The organism is Paraburkholderia panacisoli, from assembly GCF_008369935.1.
Taxonomy (GTDB): Bacteria; Pseudomonadota; Gammaproteobacteria; order Burkholderiales; family Burkholderiaceae; genus Paraburkholderia; species Paraburkholderia panacisoli.
In genome coordinates this window covers 1-15,828 of record NZ_VTUZ01000002.1, presented here as the reverse complement: position 1 = coordinate 15,828, position 15,828 = coordinate 1, and the positions used below count along the sequence as shown (strand labels likewise).

Sequence of the window (15,828 nt, the reverse complement as noted above, 5' to 3'; positions counted from 1 at the left end):
TGAGCACGATGTCGAGTGGCGACGAGAACGCCAGCGAGAAGACCGCACCAGCAGACAGTCACGACAGGCTCGTGACCTGGGCCTTGGCGCTGGCGCAACTCGTCTCATGGGGCTCCGTCTACTATTCTTTTTCGCTGCTAGTCGTGCCCATGGAACAGACCATGGGTTGGAGCAGGACGGCGACAAACGCAGCGCTCTCGGTTGGGCTGCTAGTCTCCGGATTCGCTGCCTATCCCATTGGACGCTGGATTGACCACGGGCTCGGACGCCGGGTGATGGTTGTCGGCTCAGTCATCGCCGCAGCCATGCTGTTGCTCTGGGCCGGCGCGCAGTCGCTGACGGTGCTCTTTGTTGCATGGATTGGCCTCGGCATCTCCATGGCGGCCACGTTCTACGACCCCGTCTTCGCCATCGTCACGCACCGGTATCCGCGAAGCTTCCGAACCAAAATCACGCTCGTCACGCTGGTCGCTGGATTCGCCAGCACGGTCTTCATTCCGCTGACGCAGTTGCTGGTTGGCTCGGTGGGATGGAGAACATCGCTCGTTGTCCTCGCGGCCCTGAACCTGATTGTCTCTCTACCTATCCATGTGCTGGCAATCCGTTCTTCGCGCGCTGACCCGGGTACCCGGCCCACCAACGGGGCGGTAAAGCTGGCGAATGATGCGGCCACCCGTCGCGCTCTTCGTTCGCCGATTTTCTGGGCGCTCGCGGTGTGCTTCACAGCCTACTACGCGACGTTCGCTGCGCTCACATTTCATCTCGTGCCGCTCATGGTCGAGCGCGGCGTGTCCAACGCCGTGCTGGTAACAACCATGGCGCTCATCGGTCCGGCTCAGGTAGCCGCACGAGCCGTCTGGTTCACCTTCGGCCGAACGGTTCATGTTAGTACCGTGGGCATCATCATCGTGACGCTATTCCCACTCTCGACCGTTATCCTGATAACTGCTGGTCACTCGGCCGCGCTGCTGTGGCTATTCGCGCTCTGCTACGGCGCTGCGAATGGCATGATGACCATCCTCCGCGGCACCATCGTTCAGGACCTGATGTGGACAGAAGGCTACGGCGCGCTCAGCGGTATGCTCTCGTTCCCCTCGAATGTCGCCAAGGGGATAGCGCCGATTGCCGCCGCCAGCATCTGGAGCTTCACTCACGGTTATGTAGCTGTCGAATGGACGGTGTTTCTCGTCTCGATACTGTCAGCAATCGCGTTCTTCGTTGCCGTGCGAGTTAGCCGCCACACTCAACCTATGGCCGCCTGACATCGCCTCCGAAACCATCAAGGATAACGTCGACTTTGAAGATACGTTCCGCACGAAGTGATGACCTTGATGCCATCAAAGCATTGCTCGCAGAGAACGGGTTGCCGGCGGTCGACATCACCGCCATTGCACTCAACGACTTCTTGGTCGCAGAGGACGCAAACGGAGGGTTCATCGGGTGCGTTGGTCTCGAGAAATTCGAGACAAGTGCGCTGCTGCGGTCACTGGTCGTAGCGAACAATGCTCGCGAGAAAGGACTGGGTCGCCAATTACTGGCTTACGCCGAGAACGTTGCGCGGGCCGATGACATTTCTGAATTGTGGTTGCTGACGACGACCGCCGCCGAGTTCTTTCAACGGGCCGGCTATGTCGTAGCAGACCGGACCACTGCGCCAGCTGAAATCCGGGCAAGTGCGCAGTTTGCAATGTTGTGCCCAGCATCGGCGATTTGCCTGAGGCGCGTGCTGGAAAGTGTTCCTACCGAGAGCGTCACGCGCGCTTGAAACTGAAGGTTAGCCGTGGGTGTCCACCCACGCGTGCGCCCAATTGACGCCAATGCTTCGTGCTTCATCTTCTGTTCTACACGCCGCGAGCACACCCGAGCTCTCGACGAGCTTCGTACCCTTCGTGATGGTTCCGCTCGCCGCATAGCCGTCATGCTGAGGAATCGCGTGGCCCCAAATGCTGTATCCCTTGTACGTGTCCGGTTCCATCTTCGGTCTGTGCTTGGAACGAATCCGCGCATCGATTTGAGACTGCACTGTTACATCGCCTCCAGATTTTGGCAACAAGGGGAGATGCGTATTGAACCGTCATTGCAGAAGTAAATAGCTGCTCGGGCCGCGCATCGCCTTCATCGTTGAGTTCATGCTCTACGACCGCGCGAGCGATTTCATGCGCCTCGGCGACAACTTCAATCCGCTCCAGCCAGCTTGCCGTCAGCCCGTTCCGTTGCAGCCAGATAGCTATTGGGCGACGAAATTCGCCGTAGAAGGCATCACCGAGTGCTTGGCCATCGAGGTCGCCCCACTGGGAATTCATGTGACGGTAGTGGAACCAGGGTACTTCAGCACTGAGTAACACAGCGGCAATTCCGTCAAATACGCAAAAGTAATCGACGCATATGGTGCAACGGCGGGGGCTACGCGTGAAGCAACGGTCGCTGTCAATGGAAAAGAGGCCAACGACCCGAAGAAGCCGGCGCAGGCACCTATCACGCTCGCCAACGCCGATACGCCGCCGTTGCACTTGCAATGCTTTGAAGACCGGATTGCAGTAACTTGTCCGGTTCCCCAACGTACGGCGGAGATACACTATCAGATGACACAAGACGGAGTTCGAGATGCAGGGAAGACTCAGGCAGGTAGTTGATGCAAGGTGGGCGCCGAAGGGGTAGCAGCGCATGACGTCCTTCCATCAAGGAGTCAACGAGGAGCAAGACATGGAACTTAAATGTGTTGTGGCGGTTGTTCCGCCGGACGTTCTGCAAACTCTGGAAAAGAGGCTCGGCGCTATTGATATCCACGGCATAACCGTTAGCAAGGTAAAAGGGTTCGGCGCGCATCCAAACCTGTTTGCCGATGATTGGACGACCGAGCACCTCAAAATCGAAATTTTCGCCCAGGCATCGGACGTTGAAACCCTCGTAAGAGCAATCATGGATATCGCGCACGTCGGGCCGGCCGGAGATGGCATAGTCGCGATTATTCCCGTCGAAAGGTTTTTCCGCGTCCGAACGCAATCTGAGGCAATACCTTGACCTGACGGCTCACGCCGATGGTCCTGAGCGCAGGTCCGTGCGTTGCTCGATGAAATGAGCCGGTCTTGTCGCCGGCCATTCCATCGGAGCTTTAAATGGCACACGAACAGCATCAACCTCGCATCTCGGCCTTCGACGCATGAGCGACGGCTTGCAACCACTGCTCTACGGCAACAGCCCGTACTGTTTTGTGCAAGAAGAAGCTCAGGCTTTTGTCATTGAGGGTGCTGTCGCCAAGGCCGAGTTCGGGCCCTCGGGAATCTGGAATCTGCGGTAGACGCCACGAGCAGAAGTGCGTCAGGACGTCGACCCTGGCTGGGGCCAAGGCGAACCCTTTCTTCTCGTCGGGCGCATCCCACTCAGCGGCCGGCGTGGCCTCGACCGACGCTTCGACCGGACTCGCTTCTTCTGCGGCAACGTGCACCGCTTCGTCCGAGACGCTTCTTTTCATCTCAAGAAGCCCGGTCCCAAACCATCCCACTTTCTTCTGCATATGGGCGACATACGTCTTCCAGCCGTCAGGGTTGCCATCAAAGAGGTCGTGCTGGCAGCTATCTCTACTCGCTGCGTCCCTAGCTGGAAATGTACCGTCTCGGCGAACGCCTCTTTCCGTCGCATCTCATCCCGGCGCGTCTTCGTCGACCAATGCGTCTTGGTCCTCTGACTGCAAGACCGGAGCAGCGCTGTCGGGCACTGGCGAGCCAGAGGAGTTCGGGGTGTCTCCTGGTCGGTCATCTTTATCATCATCGCGGCCCGTGTCGCGTGTCTGTCTCTTTCGATGATTCGTCATGATTTCCTCCGTGAGGGAGGCAGCGACCCAAACGGACTGGGTGCTGCGTGTGCGGCTGTCCGACAGCCGGCGACCGCGTCGTATGCCGCTTGTCGGGGACAGAACTCATAGATGTCAGTCACGTACTCCTGAAAAGGTTGATGCCTTTGGACGCGCAACACGCATGCCACGACGACCGTTGTTCGCAAATCGCATGCAGTGCCTGATGCCAGTGTATGCGACGGCTGCTGGCTCGTGCCGACGCAGTCGAAGTCCAAGGTTCAGCAAGGCTTAACTCGGTCGGCAAATTTATATGCCACCTGCCCCCTGTCAGTGAACAATCTCTCTCCATAAGTTGGCGTGCGACAGTTATCGCCCTGGATTCTCGCCAGCGCACTTGCATTCTGTAGACGGTATGTTGACCGCCTTGAAGATGGACAGCAGCGTCCAGGGAACCTCCTGCAGTGCGGCGCAGCGGCATCCGCATGCCAGTGCGCGGACCTTCGCTCTTGCTCGCAATAGTTCTTGGGACGGCCAACCGCGAACGGTGAAATTGAGGAACCTTTGCGAGGGTCATCAGCGGCACGGGAATTGCGCGAATCAACGCAGCGGCGGTTGCACCGACCCGGGTCGCAACTGGTCGCTTTGCTCCACGAGGGAGACCATCATGCGAGTTGCTACGACAGGATTACTGTTATCGGTATTCATTTTGAGTTTGTCTGGCGCCGGCTATGCGCAGGGTGCGGGCACAAGTGGTGCTGGGGGCGCCGGTGCAGGTCAGGGCGGCACCGGAATGGGAACGCCGAATGCAAGCGGCACTACGGAGTCACCATCTGGCGCGTCCGGCGCAAACACGATGGGGAAGTCGGGCGACATGTCGCAAAAGCAGATGAACCCTAAGATGCAGAAGAAGGGAGGAATGGATGCACCTGCTTCCGAAGGCGGCGGCATGAAGAAGGCCTACTGACAGCGGTGCTGCCACAGAAGCGTCCTGTGTAATTTGCGAGGTCGAGTTCCGGTCAGGAGCGTTATGCGGTAGCGTGATGAAACCGGATAGCGTCCGGCACGTCGTGGGGTCGGCGCACAGCGGCAACGGAAGGACGCGCCGCGTGCACTGTGCCGCCGAACGGTTCGCCTGCAAGAGTTATGGCTCCGCTGGGCGGTCGACGGCGGGCTCTCTTCAGCGTCCGGTTTCTGTCACTTGGGCAGCCGGCTCTTTGGCTCAATTCCGCTCTCGTTGGCCGCGTATTCTTCTTCGTCTATCTGGGCCTGGGCCTGCTCCCAATACTCGTCGGCGCGTTCCTCGGGGCTGCCGTCTTTTTGCCAGAGCTCATAGGCCCGCACACGAATCTTCTCTTCCCGCGAAACATTGTCCATTGCAGTCTCTCCAGTAGATTATTCACGAACAGCCACGCCTGTTGTTGCTCGGCCTACCGTTTCGTCGGCGGAACGGGGAAGAGCCGACGCGCGAGCAGAAAGAGAGCCAGTCCGGCGACCGCAGGGGCTTCGTGTTGGATGCCGGATTTCGACGCTTGGTGGCGGGCGGCACTTTTTCACCAGACGCTCTCGCACGACTCCGCCTTGAAAGTACGACGCCAGACGGACCGGGCATCGTAAGACCCAAGATGCAGACTTTTCCCCAGACCCGTTTGATATTTGCGGTCTGCTTGCCCTTTGGACCGGTCTTCACGTCGAAGCTGACCTTCTGATTCTCCGGGAAGGTCCTGAAACCTGCTGCGCTGACTTCCGAGAACTGGGCAGGTCGTCCCCGCCGTCGTCCTGCGTGATGAATCCAAACCCCTTCGAGTCGTTAAACCACTTCACCGTTCCAGTCGCCAAACCCACTCCTACAAATTTGAAGAGTGCGTTTAATCCGGTGCGCAAGCCGTACATTTATTGCAACCGTTGCTTCGAGTGCGCCGGCTCAATCACCGGGCCCGACCGCTTTCCGGGGACTTCGGCAGTGACAGTGAAGTTGTAGTCTGCTGTGGTACGTGGGTCAATCCGGTAAAACGGGGGGGCAAACCGCTCGATAGTGCGCTAGTACCCTTCGCGGGTGCGCGGGGATGCGTCGTCAGCCGCGTACTCACGGCTCACAGCCCTACTGCGCCGGGACAATATGCCGCCCAGGTTAGTACATGGCGCGAAGGTCATCGACGTTGAGGTCCTTCTGAACGGGTTTGTGGGGTTCCACGAGTGAACCGAAAACAAGCCGACGCAGTTCCTTCTCGCCAAACGGCAGGTCGGCGTAATCGATAGGGTCTGCCGTCTCGATTTCCTGCAACATGTCGACAAGACTTTCGGTGCTTACCTGCGTGTTGGTTCAATTTGTATGAGATTCAACCAGCGTAGGTACCGCGGAAGCCGTGTTCGACCCTTATGGCCAGTGTGCCAGAGCAACGCGCTGCCAGCCGGGACGGTTTCGCGCACAGCCTCAGCGTGTATCATGGTCCGCATAGCCTCTGGCCTGACGGAGAGACGCTTGTGGATGTATCGTTCCTCATCGACCCGATTCACAAAACCGTCACCAGCGTGCAGGACGGCTATTCCCGTGCTGGCGAACTTATCGGCACGGATTTGACCGATACCGCGACCCTGTGGGGTGATGCTGCCGACTCGGATACCTCGGTACAAGTCATCGTCGCGGACGACAGCCTTACAAACAACACTATCTCGCGCGGCTTTTTCAAGGTTACGCTCGCGCTGGAGAACGTAAGAGTGGAACGGGTACTTGCGGGAAAAGCAGTACTCAATGCGTATTGCAGCCCACCTCCCGACATTAAGGAGCAAGTCAGAACGCTCATGGCCGTGCGCGAGCGGGTCAGCTTTATCAGCGTTGAAGACGCGTTTCAGTGGTTCGAGGAAAACACTGGCGGCTCACCGTTTTCACTAGAGGGCTAAAGCTGGCTCGCGCTCGGGCACGTCTCACGTTTCTCCATAAAGGGCTTGCGTACGTGAGATACAGTGAGGCCTATGTCGATTTTCCGCAGTCGGCTCCAGGTTGCACGACCACAGAACGAGGACCTGCGTTAAGTATGTCGTTCGCCGCCGAACAGCGAACCGCAGCACTGCAGCGAGCTACCGCTGCTCACGGAGCCGGTGACGCAGTGCCCCGGCTTCAGTAAAGTTTAAGCACAGCGTTACCTACTCGCATTCGGCGCAGCCGACACGCATCGACAATGCGCGTCGATGAAGATTCATTTTCTTGTGGCAGCTTTGACTTGTTCAACGGCCTGCTTCGACATCCTGTTTGAGGAGGAAGCTGCGGCGTGAACGTTGTTTTCCGCAATCTCCAGTGCTTGCTCGGCGGCCTTTTTACTGGCTTCAATCGTCGCGCCAGTCGCCTCACTGGCAGCCGTAACCGCCGACTGCAACGCACTCACAGCGGCTTCGCTTCCGGCCGGTGCATTGCTTGCGACGATGTCGACAAACGCCTGCGTGTCACGCAGGCGCTTATTGAATTGCGCCTCAGCGCTCGCGGCCAGTTCGACCTGTGTGTTGAACATGATGTTGCTCACATGCCGCCAGTACGACTGTGCTTCTTCCATCGCAGCTTGCGCCCGCTTTGCGTGCAATGCGAATAGCTCCTGCGGGTCTTTGGTTGACAACGCCACATTTGCGATTGCCTGATTTTCGGCGAGCGTCGATTTGACTGCCCGCAAGTTCAGCTCAGTCAGCTTTTCGATGCAGCCAAATGCCTTGGTCCACAAATCGGACAGCGTTTCGAGACTGGTTCTCTGCGAAGCAATCGCTTGTTCACCAGAAAGACTGCTCATTACAACCTCCACCTGGGTAAAGTAGCGGGAAGTCCGCGGAGCCACTCGATGGGACCGCGAACACCGCTACGGGGTAGGAATCTGGTGACGCAGCAAGGGCCGCTCCCGAGGCGGATGCAGAAAAAAGGGGCGATGGACTCACCGGCCTCCAGTAGTGAAATAAGACCTACTTGGGGTGAGTTCCGGCAGTGCGGCCCGTAGTCGCTCGACACCTTCGGATATCGCGTGCGCAGACTGTTGCGCCTCACGGGGTTCACATCTGCTCGCATCGCCATGGCGCCTTCGCCGTCTTCGTGGTGGGGCTATGCTGCGTGCGCCTATGCCACCAACGCAGGTCACGGTGGTATAGGCGCTGAGCGGCAGATAAGGCATCCGCTTGGGACGGTTTACCGGATTACCGGATAGGTTTTTAATGCTCGCTCGGCCGGATGGCCGGGTCGTTTTCCACCACTTCCCGCGTTGCGGACCAGTACGGTTCCCGATTGTAGTAGCTGTACGTTGTCTCTCCCCACTTCGCATCGGCCATCGCCGGCCAGTGGTCCTTGTCGAAGCCCGGGTCGTCCTTGAGGCGCTGCGCCGCAATATCAACAAAAAAGCACTTCTGGTCCGTATCGAGAGTCAGCGCGGTCCACGGGATGGCGTGCAGGTTAGAACCCATTCCAAGGAAGCCGCCCTCGGAGAGCACTGCATAGGCGATGCGACCGTTGCGGACGTCGAGCATGATGTCTGAAATCTTCCCGACGTGTTCGCCGTCTGAAGACATGACCTTGTTCCCATCGAGCGTTGCTGCGGCCATGATGTCCGGCCCCGGACCTTCGCCGACACCTCCGCCCACGATGTTAGCTCCGCTTTGAGTGCGACCTTGCGGATTGATTGAGCCCATGATTCACCTCCTTGAAAAATGCTGCTTCTGTAACGCGCAAGCGGCATACCCGCGCGAGCGGATGACCACGAGTTCGACGCGACAAGCAGGGTAGCCCTGGACGCGGAATTTCAGTTCGGATGTAGGCACTAACCTCGCAAGACCAACGCCAGGTTGTTGAGTGACGGCGGTTTGATGAAATGGGCGTCGAATACCCGTTTGTCGGTGTTACTGGACGACGGGCCACCGCCGGGATGTAGGTCCCTCGCCAGCAATGCGGCAGACATAATCCACCAATCGGCTATTGCATCTTCATAAACACATGCAGAACCGCGGCAGGTGCGCCCCGAGAATGACCTAATGGCGTACCCGTGTGAAACGTTTTGCGATGGCGCTGGAAGTTCCGGCAACGCGCTATCGAGCTGCTCTTTGCAAACGCCATAGATTCGGCTTGGCATGGCCGTCTCCATCATTCCATGTCGCCAGCCATGGCATCGGCTTCCTGCCGCAATGTGTGAGATACGAATACTGTTGACCTCGCTTTGGGCGCGCCAGGTTCCTGCGCGCTATTGCGTGCCGCTCTGTGGGCGACGGTGTTGCTGTTACCATTTCACGACCTGAATTGCTTCGCCCGTGATGTCCTCTACCAAGCACCGCCCGTAAACTGTCTGTCCGGTCGGTTGGGGGTACCCCTGGACGGAGGCGATAGGGCTAACCCGTAAGTCTCATCAAGGCGCACCGCCCGATTTCAGCTTTCGCATACTCGATGGCGAATTGACGCGCTTCCATTTCGGTCGGAAAGAAGCCCAGCGCTCGGGTGGCCTGGCTGCGTTCTCCCGCTTCGTCGGTGATGACGGCGCTTGCGATGAAACCTTCGATGTCCTGCCCAACGACCGCGAAAATCAAGGTCCCCATGTAGTCAACCGGTGACGCCTGAAACGTGGCAGGGTGCTCCTGAAAGTCAGATACGCAAAGCTAACGTTTTGGCCCAGCGTGTCCCGCTCGCCGCACAGGTTTTGGGGGACTGCCGTTTCAGCGCCACGGTGGCGCCGTCTCGACGCGCTCGTTCCAGACTATTCCTAAATTCCGCTTGTGCACCAATCGCACTGTTCTGAAGGCTACTATTGCGCGACCAGAGTCGCCCACATCCAGGGGTTAACGCATGCTGGTGCAATAAGCGTTCCCTGACTTGCCACCGCTGCCGACAGCCACGTTGCCACCATGGGTCTTCGCCGCGTAGCGACTACAATTCATCCAGTACGGCAATTTTTTCCGCTCATCGGCGGTGCGGGTTGCAACCTGGAGGACATATGGATAGACCGTCTGTGCCTTCCGCAGCGGAACGCGCACGGCACGCAGGGACGCTGGTCACACCGGCGTTCGGCGCACGTCCTCACCGACCAGCCGATTTTGCTGCTGAAAGCGAATCGATGCATCGTCTGGCGCAGGCACTGACCTCCTCGGGAGGCGCCATGCTGCAAACGCTCTCCGACATGGCGCTTAGTCTGTGCGAGGCTGGCAGCGCGGGCATTGGCCTTCTCGAGCGCGACGCGGATGACGCCTGCATTTTGAGATGGGTCGCGGTGTCGGGTAAATGCGTGGCCGTCGCCGGCACCACAACCCCAATTGAAGACAGTCCGAGTGGCGTTACGCTCGAACTGGCTGAAGGGCAACTGTTTTCATTTCCCCAGCGCCATTTTGCCTGCCTGAAGCATGTAACCCCCGAGATTATCGAAGAACTGGTCGTGCCGATTCCGGGTGAACCAGAGCCGTCGGGCACGTTGTGGGTGATGTCCCACGACAGGGAGCACCTGTTCGACGCCGAGGACCGCCGAATCCTGACCAGCCTCGCGAACTTCACCTGTGCGGCGCTCACCATGGCGCGCGCGAAAGCAGATGCGGAAGCCCGAGCCACAGAAGCCGAGGCAGCCAGGAATGCGCTGGCGCTGGCTGAAGCACGGAAGGACGACTTCATTGCGACCTTGAGCCATGAGTTGCGCAATCCCATTGCTCCTATTGACAGCGCCCTGACGACGGCAATCAAGCTCGCTGCAGACTATCCTGACGTGTTGTCTGCCCTGGATATTGCTGACCGGCAGATGCAGCTACTGAAACGGCTGGTAGGCGACCTGCTGGATGCTTCGCGGATAAAGCACGGCAAGCTGTCCATTCATCCGTCGTACGGGCTGCTGCAGGATATCGTCGCGGACGCGGTTACGGCGATGAAGTCCGACCTCAACTGCGGTCAACATCGACTGCATGTCGCTGTTCCGCCGTATCCGGTGACTGTTCACGCGGACCTCGTGCGCCTTACACAGGTTGTGTCGAACGTGTTGTCGAATGCAGTGAAATACACGCCACCCGGCGGCGACATCACCTTATCGGTGGCGGCGCCTGACCTCAGCATCGCTCCCACCGAAGGCCAGTCGCCGTGCGACGCTGTCATCACAGTGAAGGACAACGGCATGGGTATTTCAGCGTCAGTGCTACCACACGTCTACGACATGTTTGCACAGTCGGCTTCAGCACGTGAGCGCGCAGCGGGAGGCCTTGGAATCGGACTGGCTGTTGTCAAGCATCTGGTGACCGCACACAACGGAACGGTCACCATTGCGAGTACGGGTGAAGGGCAGGGAACAGAGGTGACGATACGACTGCCCATCGTCTGCGAAAGAAGGGGCGAACGGACCACGACCGCACCGCGTCCGATTGCCTCCAGGCGCATCCTGCTTGTCGATGACTGCGCGGACGCCACAGAAGCGCTGGGCACGCTCCTGGAACTCCAGGGGCATGAGGTAAAACGGGCAACGAGTGGAAATGACGCGCTCTCCATAGTCGAGTCATTTGCACCCGATGTTGCCCTCATAGATATCTCGATGCCGGGTATGGACGGCCCTGAACTGGCACAACTGCTTCGTCTCCGGGCGCAATGCTCGCTGACGAAGCTGGTGGCCCTGACGGGCTCCTCCGATGTTGCCAGCAGACCCGAGACTGACGAACGGATATTTGATGCCCATCTCATCAAGCCGCTGTCGCTTGATGACCTCGAGAACGTTCTACGACCGTCGTAGGGTTCGCTCAACCGCCTGGCTGGCAATTCGACTGAAATGCTTGCCGGAGGACGTGCACAAGTAGTCGATTGCGTCCGAACCGCTTCATTGAAACGCCCTCTTGGGTGCATCAACCTGCAACCGGAGTACGCCCATGGAATCTCACGAGAACGAGTGGTCGCTTGAGACCCGACTGGTCCAGGTGCGTGGTCAGGTACAGGGGATGGACTATCGGGAGGCCTGTGTACGTCGCGCGAGAGAACTGTGCGTCACCGGTTGGGTCCGCAACCGCATGGATGGTTCGGTAGAGGCGATGCTGCAGGGCTCGCCGGAGCAACTGGCAGAAATGTACGACTGGCTCAGCGAGGGCATGTCCGCAGCGCTTGTCGACGAGCTTGAGGTCACCGAGGTGCAGCCACCGTTTGTCCGCTTTGACAACTTCGAACTCTTGCCCACGTTGTAGGTGTGAGGCCCGTCAGGGCCGCATGCGCCGCGAGGGCCTTTCTAATGCCTCGGCTGTAAGATGCGCAGCATCGTCTGCCGCCAAAGTTTTTGAGTGGAAAGTAGGAGCGGTGTGTCTCGACGTCTGCCGCCACGACGTGCGCGTTTGGGCCGACATGACCGTCACCCAGTTTCGAGACCGCGCCTTCTCCCACTCGAAACAGCGAGACGACACCTGACAACAAATGCAGTGAAGGGTTGTACGCGATGACATCCGGGTCCTTTCCGACTTCAAACGAGGATGCCACGCGCATCGCGCGCATATCGAAAACAATGAGCCGCGGCGGCGATGACCCAATCACACGGCGCTGGCGCGGCATATATTGATAGCCGCCGGTCCCGGCCGGGAAAACCTGCCATGTGCCGTCATCAAAAGATAGGGCGTCCATCTTCAGCGAAAAGTCGTCGCCTCTGGTTGCTTCCCTGTCTGGCTGCGGTGACCGTGCCGCCAACGGTTCACCTGACTGCAGATGAACGCGTTGCCAAGATATTTTCGTTTCGGGGGTTCAGGCAGCGGCTGTTGTCAACTCAGTTGGACTGGCGCGCGGCAACGCGCCAGCCGGCATTCATAAGTCGACACGGCAGGCGCCTGCCGGCAAACCGGCGTATCGATGTGAAGGCAGCTAAACCTAAACAGTCGTCTGATGGCGTCGAGCACCTGGACGGGTGCGGGATGGAGATGCGCGAGGTGCTTCGCATATCGCGAGCATGCTGTACGAGCAAAGCACTTAAGCGGCGGTCAGGGAAAAAACCTGTTTATTGCAACTCCGGCGTTTCGCCAATTGAGCCACCAACTTTTCACACGATGAATCTGCTATCAGCAATAGGCGCTTTCGGCGGGCGGCGCGACTCGCTCCGGGCAAAGTGGTGCATTCCGCGGACGGTGGGAATTGTCCGCGAGCGTGCGTTGCCGAACGTATGGAAATGCCGCGACGTTACAGAGTGCAACGTCTACCGGAAGGCTTTAGCACCCTATGGACTCCCAGCCATTCAGTTATAAACAGCACGTAATTGTGCCTTTCGCATCAATCTCGAAGCTAGGCTATGCGGCAAGCGTATTTGTCACGCGCCCGACCGGAAAGTGCAGCGCATTCGGAATCCTCGCCTATTTCGTCTCGGAGAATGCCGCGCTCCAGTATGCCGCTGCGTATGCAAAAGCTCACATTGACGGCACAACGCTGCCGAAACCGCCGTTCACGCGGATTCGGTCTGTCCAGCGACCATCTGGCAGCCGCACCTGCTTGACCATAACTTAACAGTAGGCAGGTAATGCAACGCACGTATCAGTATCGGGGCTTGGTGGCGACTGTTGAAGTCGAGCTGCTGCCGGCCGTTGCCGTCGCGGACTCGGTTGTCGCGTCGGGAGGGTTTCCTGGAAAAGGTTGGCGTGCGTCATCCGCCGTCTGGGCGGAACTGCCTCCGGCTCTCCTGGCTAAATTAGGCGAGCGGCCTTTTGCCACGGAAGCTGTTCGAGCGTTTTCAATCAGCCGTTGAGCGAAGCTATCAGGAACTCTGCATCGCGGCCCGTGAGTGATGGACCGTGGCGCCCCATTGCGCATCCGCCATGGATGGCCAGTGGTCCCTGTCGAAACCGGGCTCGTTTTTGATTTGTTCGGCGGTTGTTAATCGAAGGTGGGGCATCCTTATTCCGTAACAACTTCAGCCACATGCCGTCGCGCAGTTTATATTCTTCCTGGATTGCCATCCACCAATCGCTGCCCTAGGCTTATCTATATATTCCTTATCACGTCGTGAGGTGTTTGATTTCCAGGGCGGAGTAGTGAATCAAGACGAATTGGTGACTAGGGACGCTTGCTTCCCGCACATACTCTCGATAACCGGTCAATAGCACCCTGGCGCGCCCTCTCCGGCGTACGCATGCGCTTGTCGCTGTGACTAACGAAGCACCGACTGCGGGCGATTATGTTAGTTCGCTTTTTTGGACCATCCGGAGATGGACGTGGCATAGCACGCCGTGCGAAGCCAGTTGTCACGACATCAATCCGCCCAAACTCCATCTCATCACACCTCAAGGAGATAGAACCATGGACATCTCGCAGGCGTTTACCGCGTTGAACGGCAGGTTCGCCGATACAGTCAACTCCCACGACACACCCAGTTGGGTCGCTCTGTTTGCCGAAGACGCCATCCTCATCCCGGCGGGCCAGGAAGCCGTGACCGGCCGAAAGGGAATCGAAGAATGGGCCGAAGTGGCAACGAAAATCTGGAACCATCTGGAAATCCAGCAGGGGCTTTGCACGTCTGATGGAAATGTGGCTTGGGAATCCGGAACCTGGACTGGGAATATCAACGTGTCGGACGAACGGACCATGGACATCAGCGGAAACTTCCTACTCATTGCACAGAAGGAAGGCTCCGCGTTGCGCATCAAAGCGCACACGTGGAACGTGAATCCCGCGACGCCTTGAGGAGTTGCAACCCTATTACGCCGACTTGACGACTCAGTCGAGTGGCGCACTGCTTGACACACTCGAAGTCGAGCGCGGCAACCGCTTTCTCGATGTTGCGACGGGTCCCGGCTACGTCGCTGCGGCAGCGGCCGCGCGAGGTACCGGATGCGGTTGTCGTTGACTTTGCAACGGCAGTGGTCGAACAGGCGACGCGTCTTAACCCATAGCTCACCTTCAAAGTAGATAGCGCGAAAGAACTACCGTTTCCTGATGAGAACTTCGGTGGGACTGATACGACTGGACAAGCTGCTCCCAGCCTTGATGGGGGCCGGCGTCCATTGGCCATTGCAGTAAGCCGTGCACGCCTTCCAGCGTCTGAAGGAAGGAGGAGTAGCCGCGTCGCCCGAAGAGCGCATCGCTTACTGTTCCGCGGGCGATTGCGCTTCGCCATTTCATCTTTACCTTCGACGACAGTAGTTTCGAACGTTGCGAGCGATTGTCGACTCAACGGGCGTCTACGGACCGGCCAACGTTGCTTGCCGGGAGGTGTTTCTCCGGTTGCGGTGAAGTTCTCGCAAGTCAGGTCGCACTTCTTTGAAGGCAAGCCAAGTAATTCGACAGTTGAATGCGGCAATACGGAGTGTTCTCGCGCCTTATGTGCGGTATGCGCTTTGCTCCCTGTCAGGCTGACTGCTGCGTCCGCCGCCAATGTAACGGGAACACCAAGCGTCGCGTGAAGCACGGCAAAGCCAAAAAAATCGAGCTAAGGAAGGCCTGCATGTGCACTTCTCACGTGTGTAACCAGTGCGAAGCCCGTAGGGCTGGCGCGCCCCGTGTTCTAGTCATCGACGACTATCGCGGCGCCGCTATTGCTACTGCGACATGTCTATCACTTGATGGCATGCAGGCCCGCGTTGCGGGCGGATGCGGCGACGCTTTGGAAACAATCAGGAACTGGTTGCCGGACGTCGTTCTCCTGGACATCTGGATGCCTCAGCGCGACGGGTTCGAAACCGCAGATGCAATCAAGCATTGTGCTCCGGCTCCTGGTCCTTTCATACTGGCTTACACATGCGCTGATAGACGATTTGTTATGACAAATCCAGCCAGCAGGGGCCTGGACGGGTACTGCCGGAAAGGCACCTCTCCTTCTGAACTTGCTCTCATCGTGCGGAGCCTGTGCACTACGGCTCCCTCGCACTAATCGGCTCCAGGTTGCACGACCACAGAACGAGGACCTGCGTTAAGTATGTCGTTCGCCGAACAGCGAGCCGCAGCACTGCAACGAGCTACCGCTGGTCACGGCGCGCGTGAGGCAGTGCCCCGGCTTCACGTACAGTCAAAAGTTTAAGCACACCGTTACCTACTCGCATTCGGCGCAGCCGACACGCATCGACAATGCGCGTCGATGAAGACTCATTTTCTTGTGGCGGCTTTG

The 15,828-nt window shown here is 58.5% G+C and carries 16 protein-coding genes and 1 pseudogene; 10 read left to right on the top strand and 7 right to left on the bottom strand.

Annotation, left to right across the window (positions count from 1 at the left end):
- Positions 1-8 precede the first annotated feature (8 nt).
- The 4 genes from FVF58_RS02610 to FVF58_RS02590 all read left to right on the top strand — a co-directional run bounded on the left by FVF58_RS02610 (position 9) and on the right by FVF58_RS02590 (position 3,021).
- Positions 9-1,262, top strand: coding sequence for an MFS transporter (locus tag FVF58_RS02610; RefSeq protein WP_149668753.1), 1,254 nt, complete (start codon positions 9-11; stop codon positions 1,260-1,262).
- 35 nt (positions 1,263-1,297) lie between these two features.
- The gene (gene arsN2, locus FVF58_RS02605; protein WP_149668378.1) at positions 1,298-1,765 is read left to right on the top strand and encodes an arsenic resistance N-acetyltransferase ArsN2; all 468 of its coding nucleotides are present in this window, start codon (positions 1,298-1,300) and stop codon (positions 1,763-1,765) included.
- A 364-nt stretch (positions 1,766-2,129) separates the two neighbouring features.
- Complete coding sequence (locus FVF58_RS54645; protein ID WP_149668376.1) at positions 2,130-2,342, top strand: SDR family NAD(P)-dependent oxidoreductase; 213 nt, start codon at positions 2,130-2,132, stop codon at positions 2,340-2,342.
- Positions 2,343-2,703: 361 nt separating this feature from the next.
- A complete protein-coding gene (locus FVF58_RS02590) occupies positions 2,704-3,021 on the top strand; it encodes a P-II family nitrogen regulator (RefSeq protein ID WP_149668375.1) in 318 nt (105 codons plus the stop codon).
- A 112-nt stretch (positions 3,022-3,133) separates the two neighbouring features.
- Here the strand turns inward: FVF58_RS02590 and FVF58_RS52475 are convergent, their stop codons facing one another.
- A complete protein-coding gene (locus FVF58_RS52475; RefSeq protein WP_246216907.1) occupies positions 3,134-3,514 on the bottom strand; it encodes a hypothetical protein in 381 nt (126 codons plus the stop codon).
- A 943-nt stretch (positions 3,515-4,457) separates the two neighbouring features.
- Between FVF58_RS52475 and FVF58_RS02580 the strand changes: the two genes are divergently transcribed.
- Positions 4,458-4,757 (top strand): hypothetical protein, encoded by a 300-nt coding sequence (locus FVF58_RS02580; protein ID WP_149668374.1) that lies wholly within the window; start codon positions 4,458-4,460, stop codon positions 4,755-4,757.
- 230 nt (positions 4,758-4,987) lie between these two features.
- On the opposite strand, the gene FVF58_RS02575 is transcribed toward FVF58_RS02580, so the two are convergent.
- The 3 genes and pseudogenes from FVF58_RS02575 to FVF58_RS51175 all read right to left on the bottom strand — a co-directional run bounded on the left by FVF58_RS02575 (position 4,988) and on the right by FVF58_RS51175 (position 6,077).
- Positions 4,988-5,167, bottom strand: coding sequence for a DUF2934 domain-containing protein (locus tag FVF58_RS02575; RefSeq protein ID WP_149668373.1), 180 nt, complete (start codon positions 5,165-5,167; stop codon positions 4,988-4,990).
- A 265-nt stretch (positions 5,168-5,432) separates the two neighbouring features.
- Positions 5,433-5,629, bottom strand: a pseudogene (locus FVF58_RS52470) (cold-shock protein); the annotation flags it as partial.
- A gap of 292 nt (positions 5,630-5,921) precedes the next feature.
- On the bottom strand, positions 5,922-6,077 hold the full coding sequence (locus FVF58_RS51175) for a hypothetical protein (RefSeq protein WP_188130692.1): 156 nt from the start codon (positions 6,075-6,077) through the stop codon (positions 5,922-5,924).
- Positions 6,078-6,274: 197 nt separating this feature from the next.
- Here FVF58_RS51175 and FVF58_RS02565 point away from each other — a divergent pair, with 197 nt between their 5' ends.
- Entirely contained in the window at positions 6,275-6,691 is a 417-nt protein-coding gene (locus FVF58_RS02565) for a hypothetical protein (RefSeq protein ID WP_149668372.1), read from the top strand.
- A 296-nt stretch (positions 6,692-6,987) separates the two neighbouring features.
- On the opposite strand, the gene FVF58_RS02560 is transcribed toward FVF58_RS02565, so the two are convergent.
- From FVF58_RS02560 to FVF58_RS02550, 3 genes are all read right to left on the bottom strand, one after another.
- Positions 6,988-7,566 (bottom strand): phasin family protein, encoded by a 579-nt coding sequence (locus FVF58_RS02560; RefSeq protein ID WP_149668371.1) that lies wholly within the window; start codon positions 7,564-7,566, stop codon positions 6,988-6,990.
- Between the two features lie 409 nt (positions 7,567-7,975).
- Positions 7,976-8,449, bottom strand: a complete 474-nt coding sequence (locus FVF58_RS02555; RefSeq protein WP_149668370.1) for a PRC-barrel domain-containing protein — start codon at positions 8,447-8,449, stop codon at positions 7,976-7,978.
- 690 nt (positions 8,450-9,139) lie between these two features.
- Entirely contained in the window at positions 9,140-9,334 is a 195-nt protein-coding gene (locus FVF58_RS02550; RefSeq protein WP_188130691.1) for a hypothetical protein, read from the bottom strand.
- A gap of 404 nt (positions 9,335-9,738) precedes the next feature.
- On the opposite strand from FVF58_RS02550, the gene FVF58_RS02545 reads away from it, so the two are divergent.
- From FVF58_RS02545 to FVF58_RS02525, 4 genes are all read left to right on the top strand, one after another.
- Positions 9,739-11,499, top strand: a complete 1,761-nt coding sequence (locus FVF58_RS02545) for a hybrid sensor histidine kinase/response regulator (protein WP_149668368.1) — start codon at positions 9,739-9,741, stop codon at positions 11,497-11,499.
- A gap of 133 nt (positions 11,500-11,632) precedes the next feature.
- Entirely contained in the window at positions 11,633-11,941 is a 309-nt protein-coding gene (locus FVF58_RS02540) for an acylphosphatase (protein WP_149668367.1), read from the top strand.
- Positions 11,942-14,024: 2,083 nt separating this feature from the next.
- Positions 14,025-14,408, top strand: coding sequence for a YybH family protein (locus FVF58_RS02530; RefSeq protein ID WP_149668365.1), 384 nt, complete (start codon positions 14,025-14,027; stop codon positions 14,406-14,408).
- A 607-nt stretch (positions 14,409-15,015) separates the two neighbouring features.
- A complete protein-coding gene (locus FVF58_RS02525) occupies positions 15,016-15,594 on the top strand; it encodes a response regulator (protein WP_342802395.1) in 579 nt (192 codons plus the stop codon).
- The last annotated feature ends 234 nt before the right edge of the window (positions 15,595-15,828 follow it).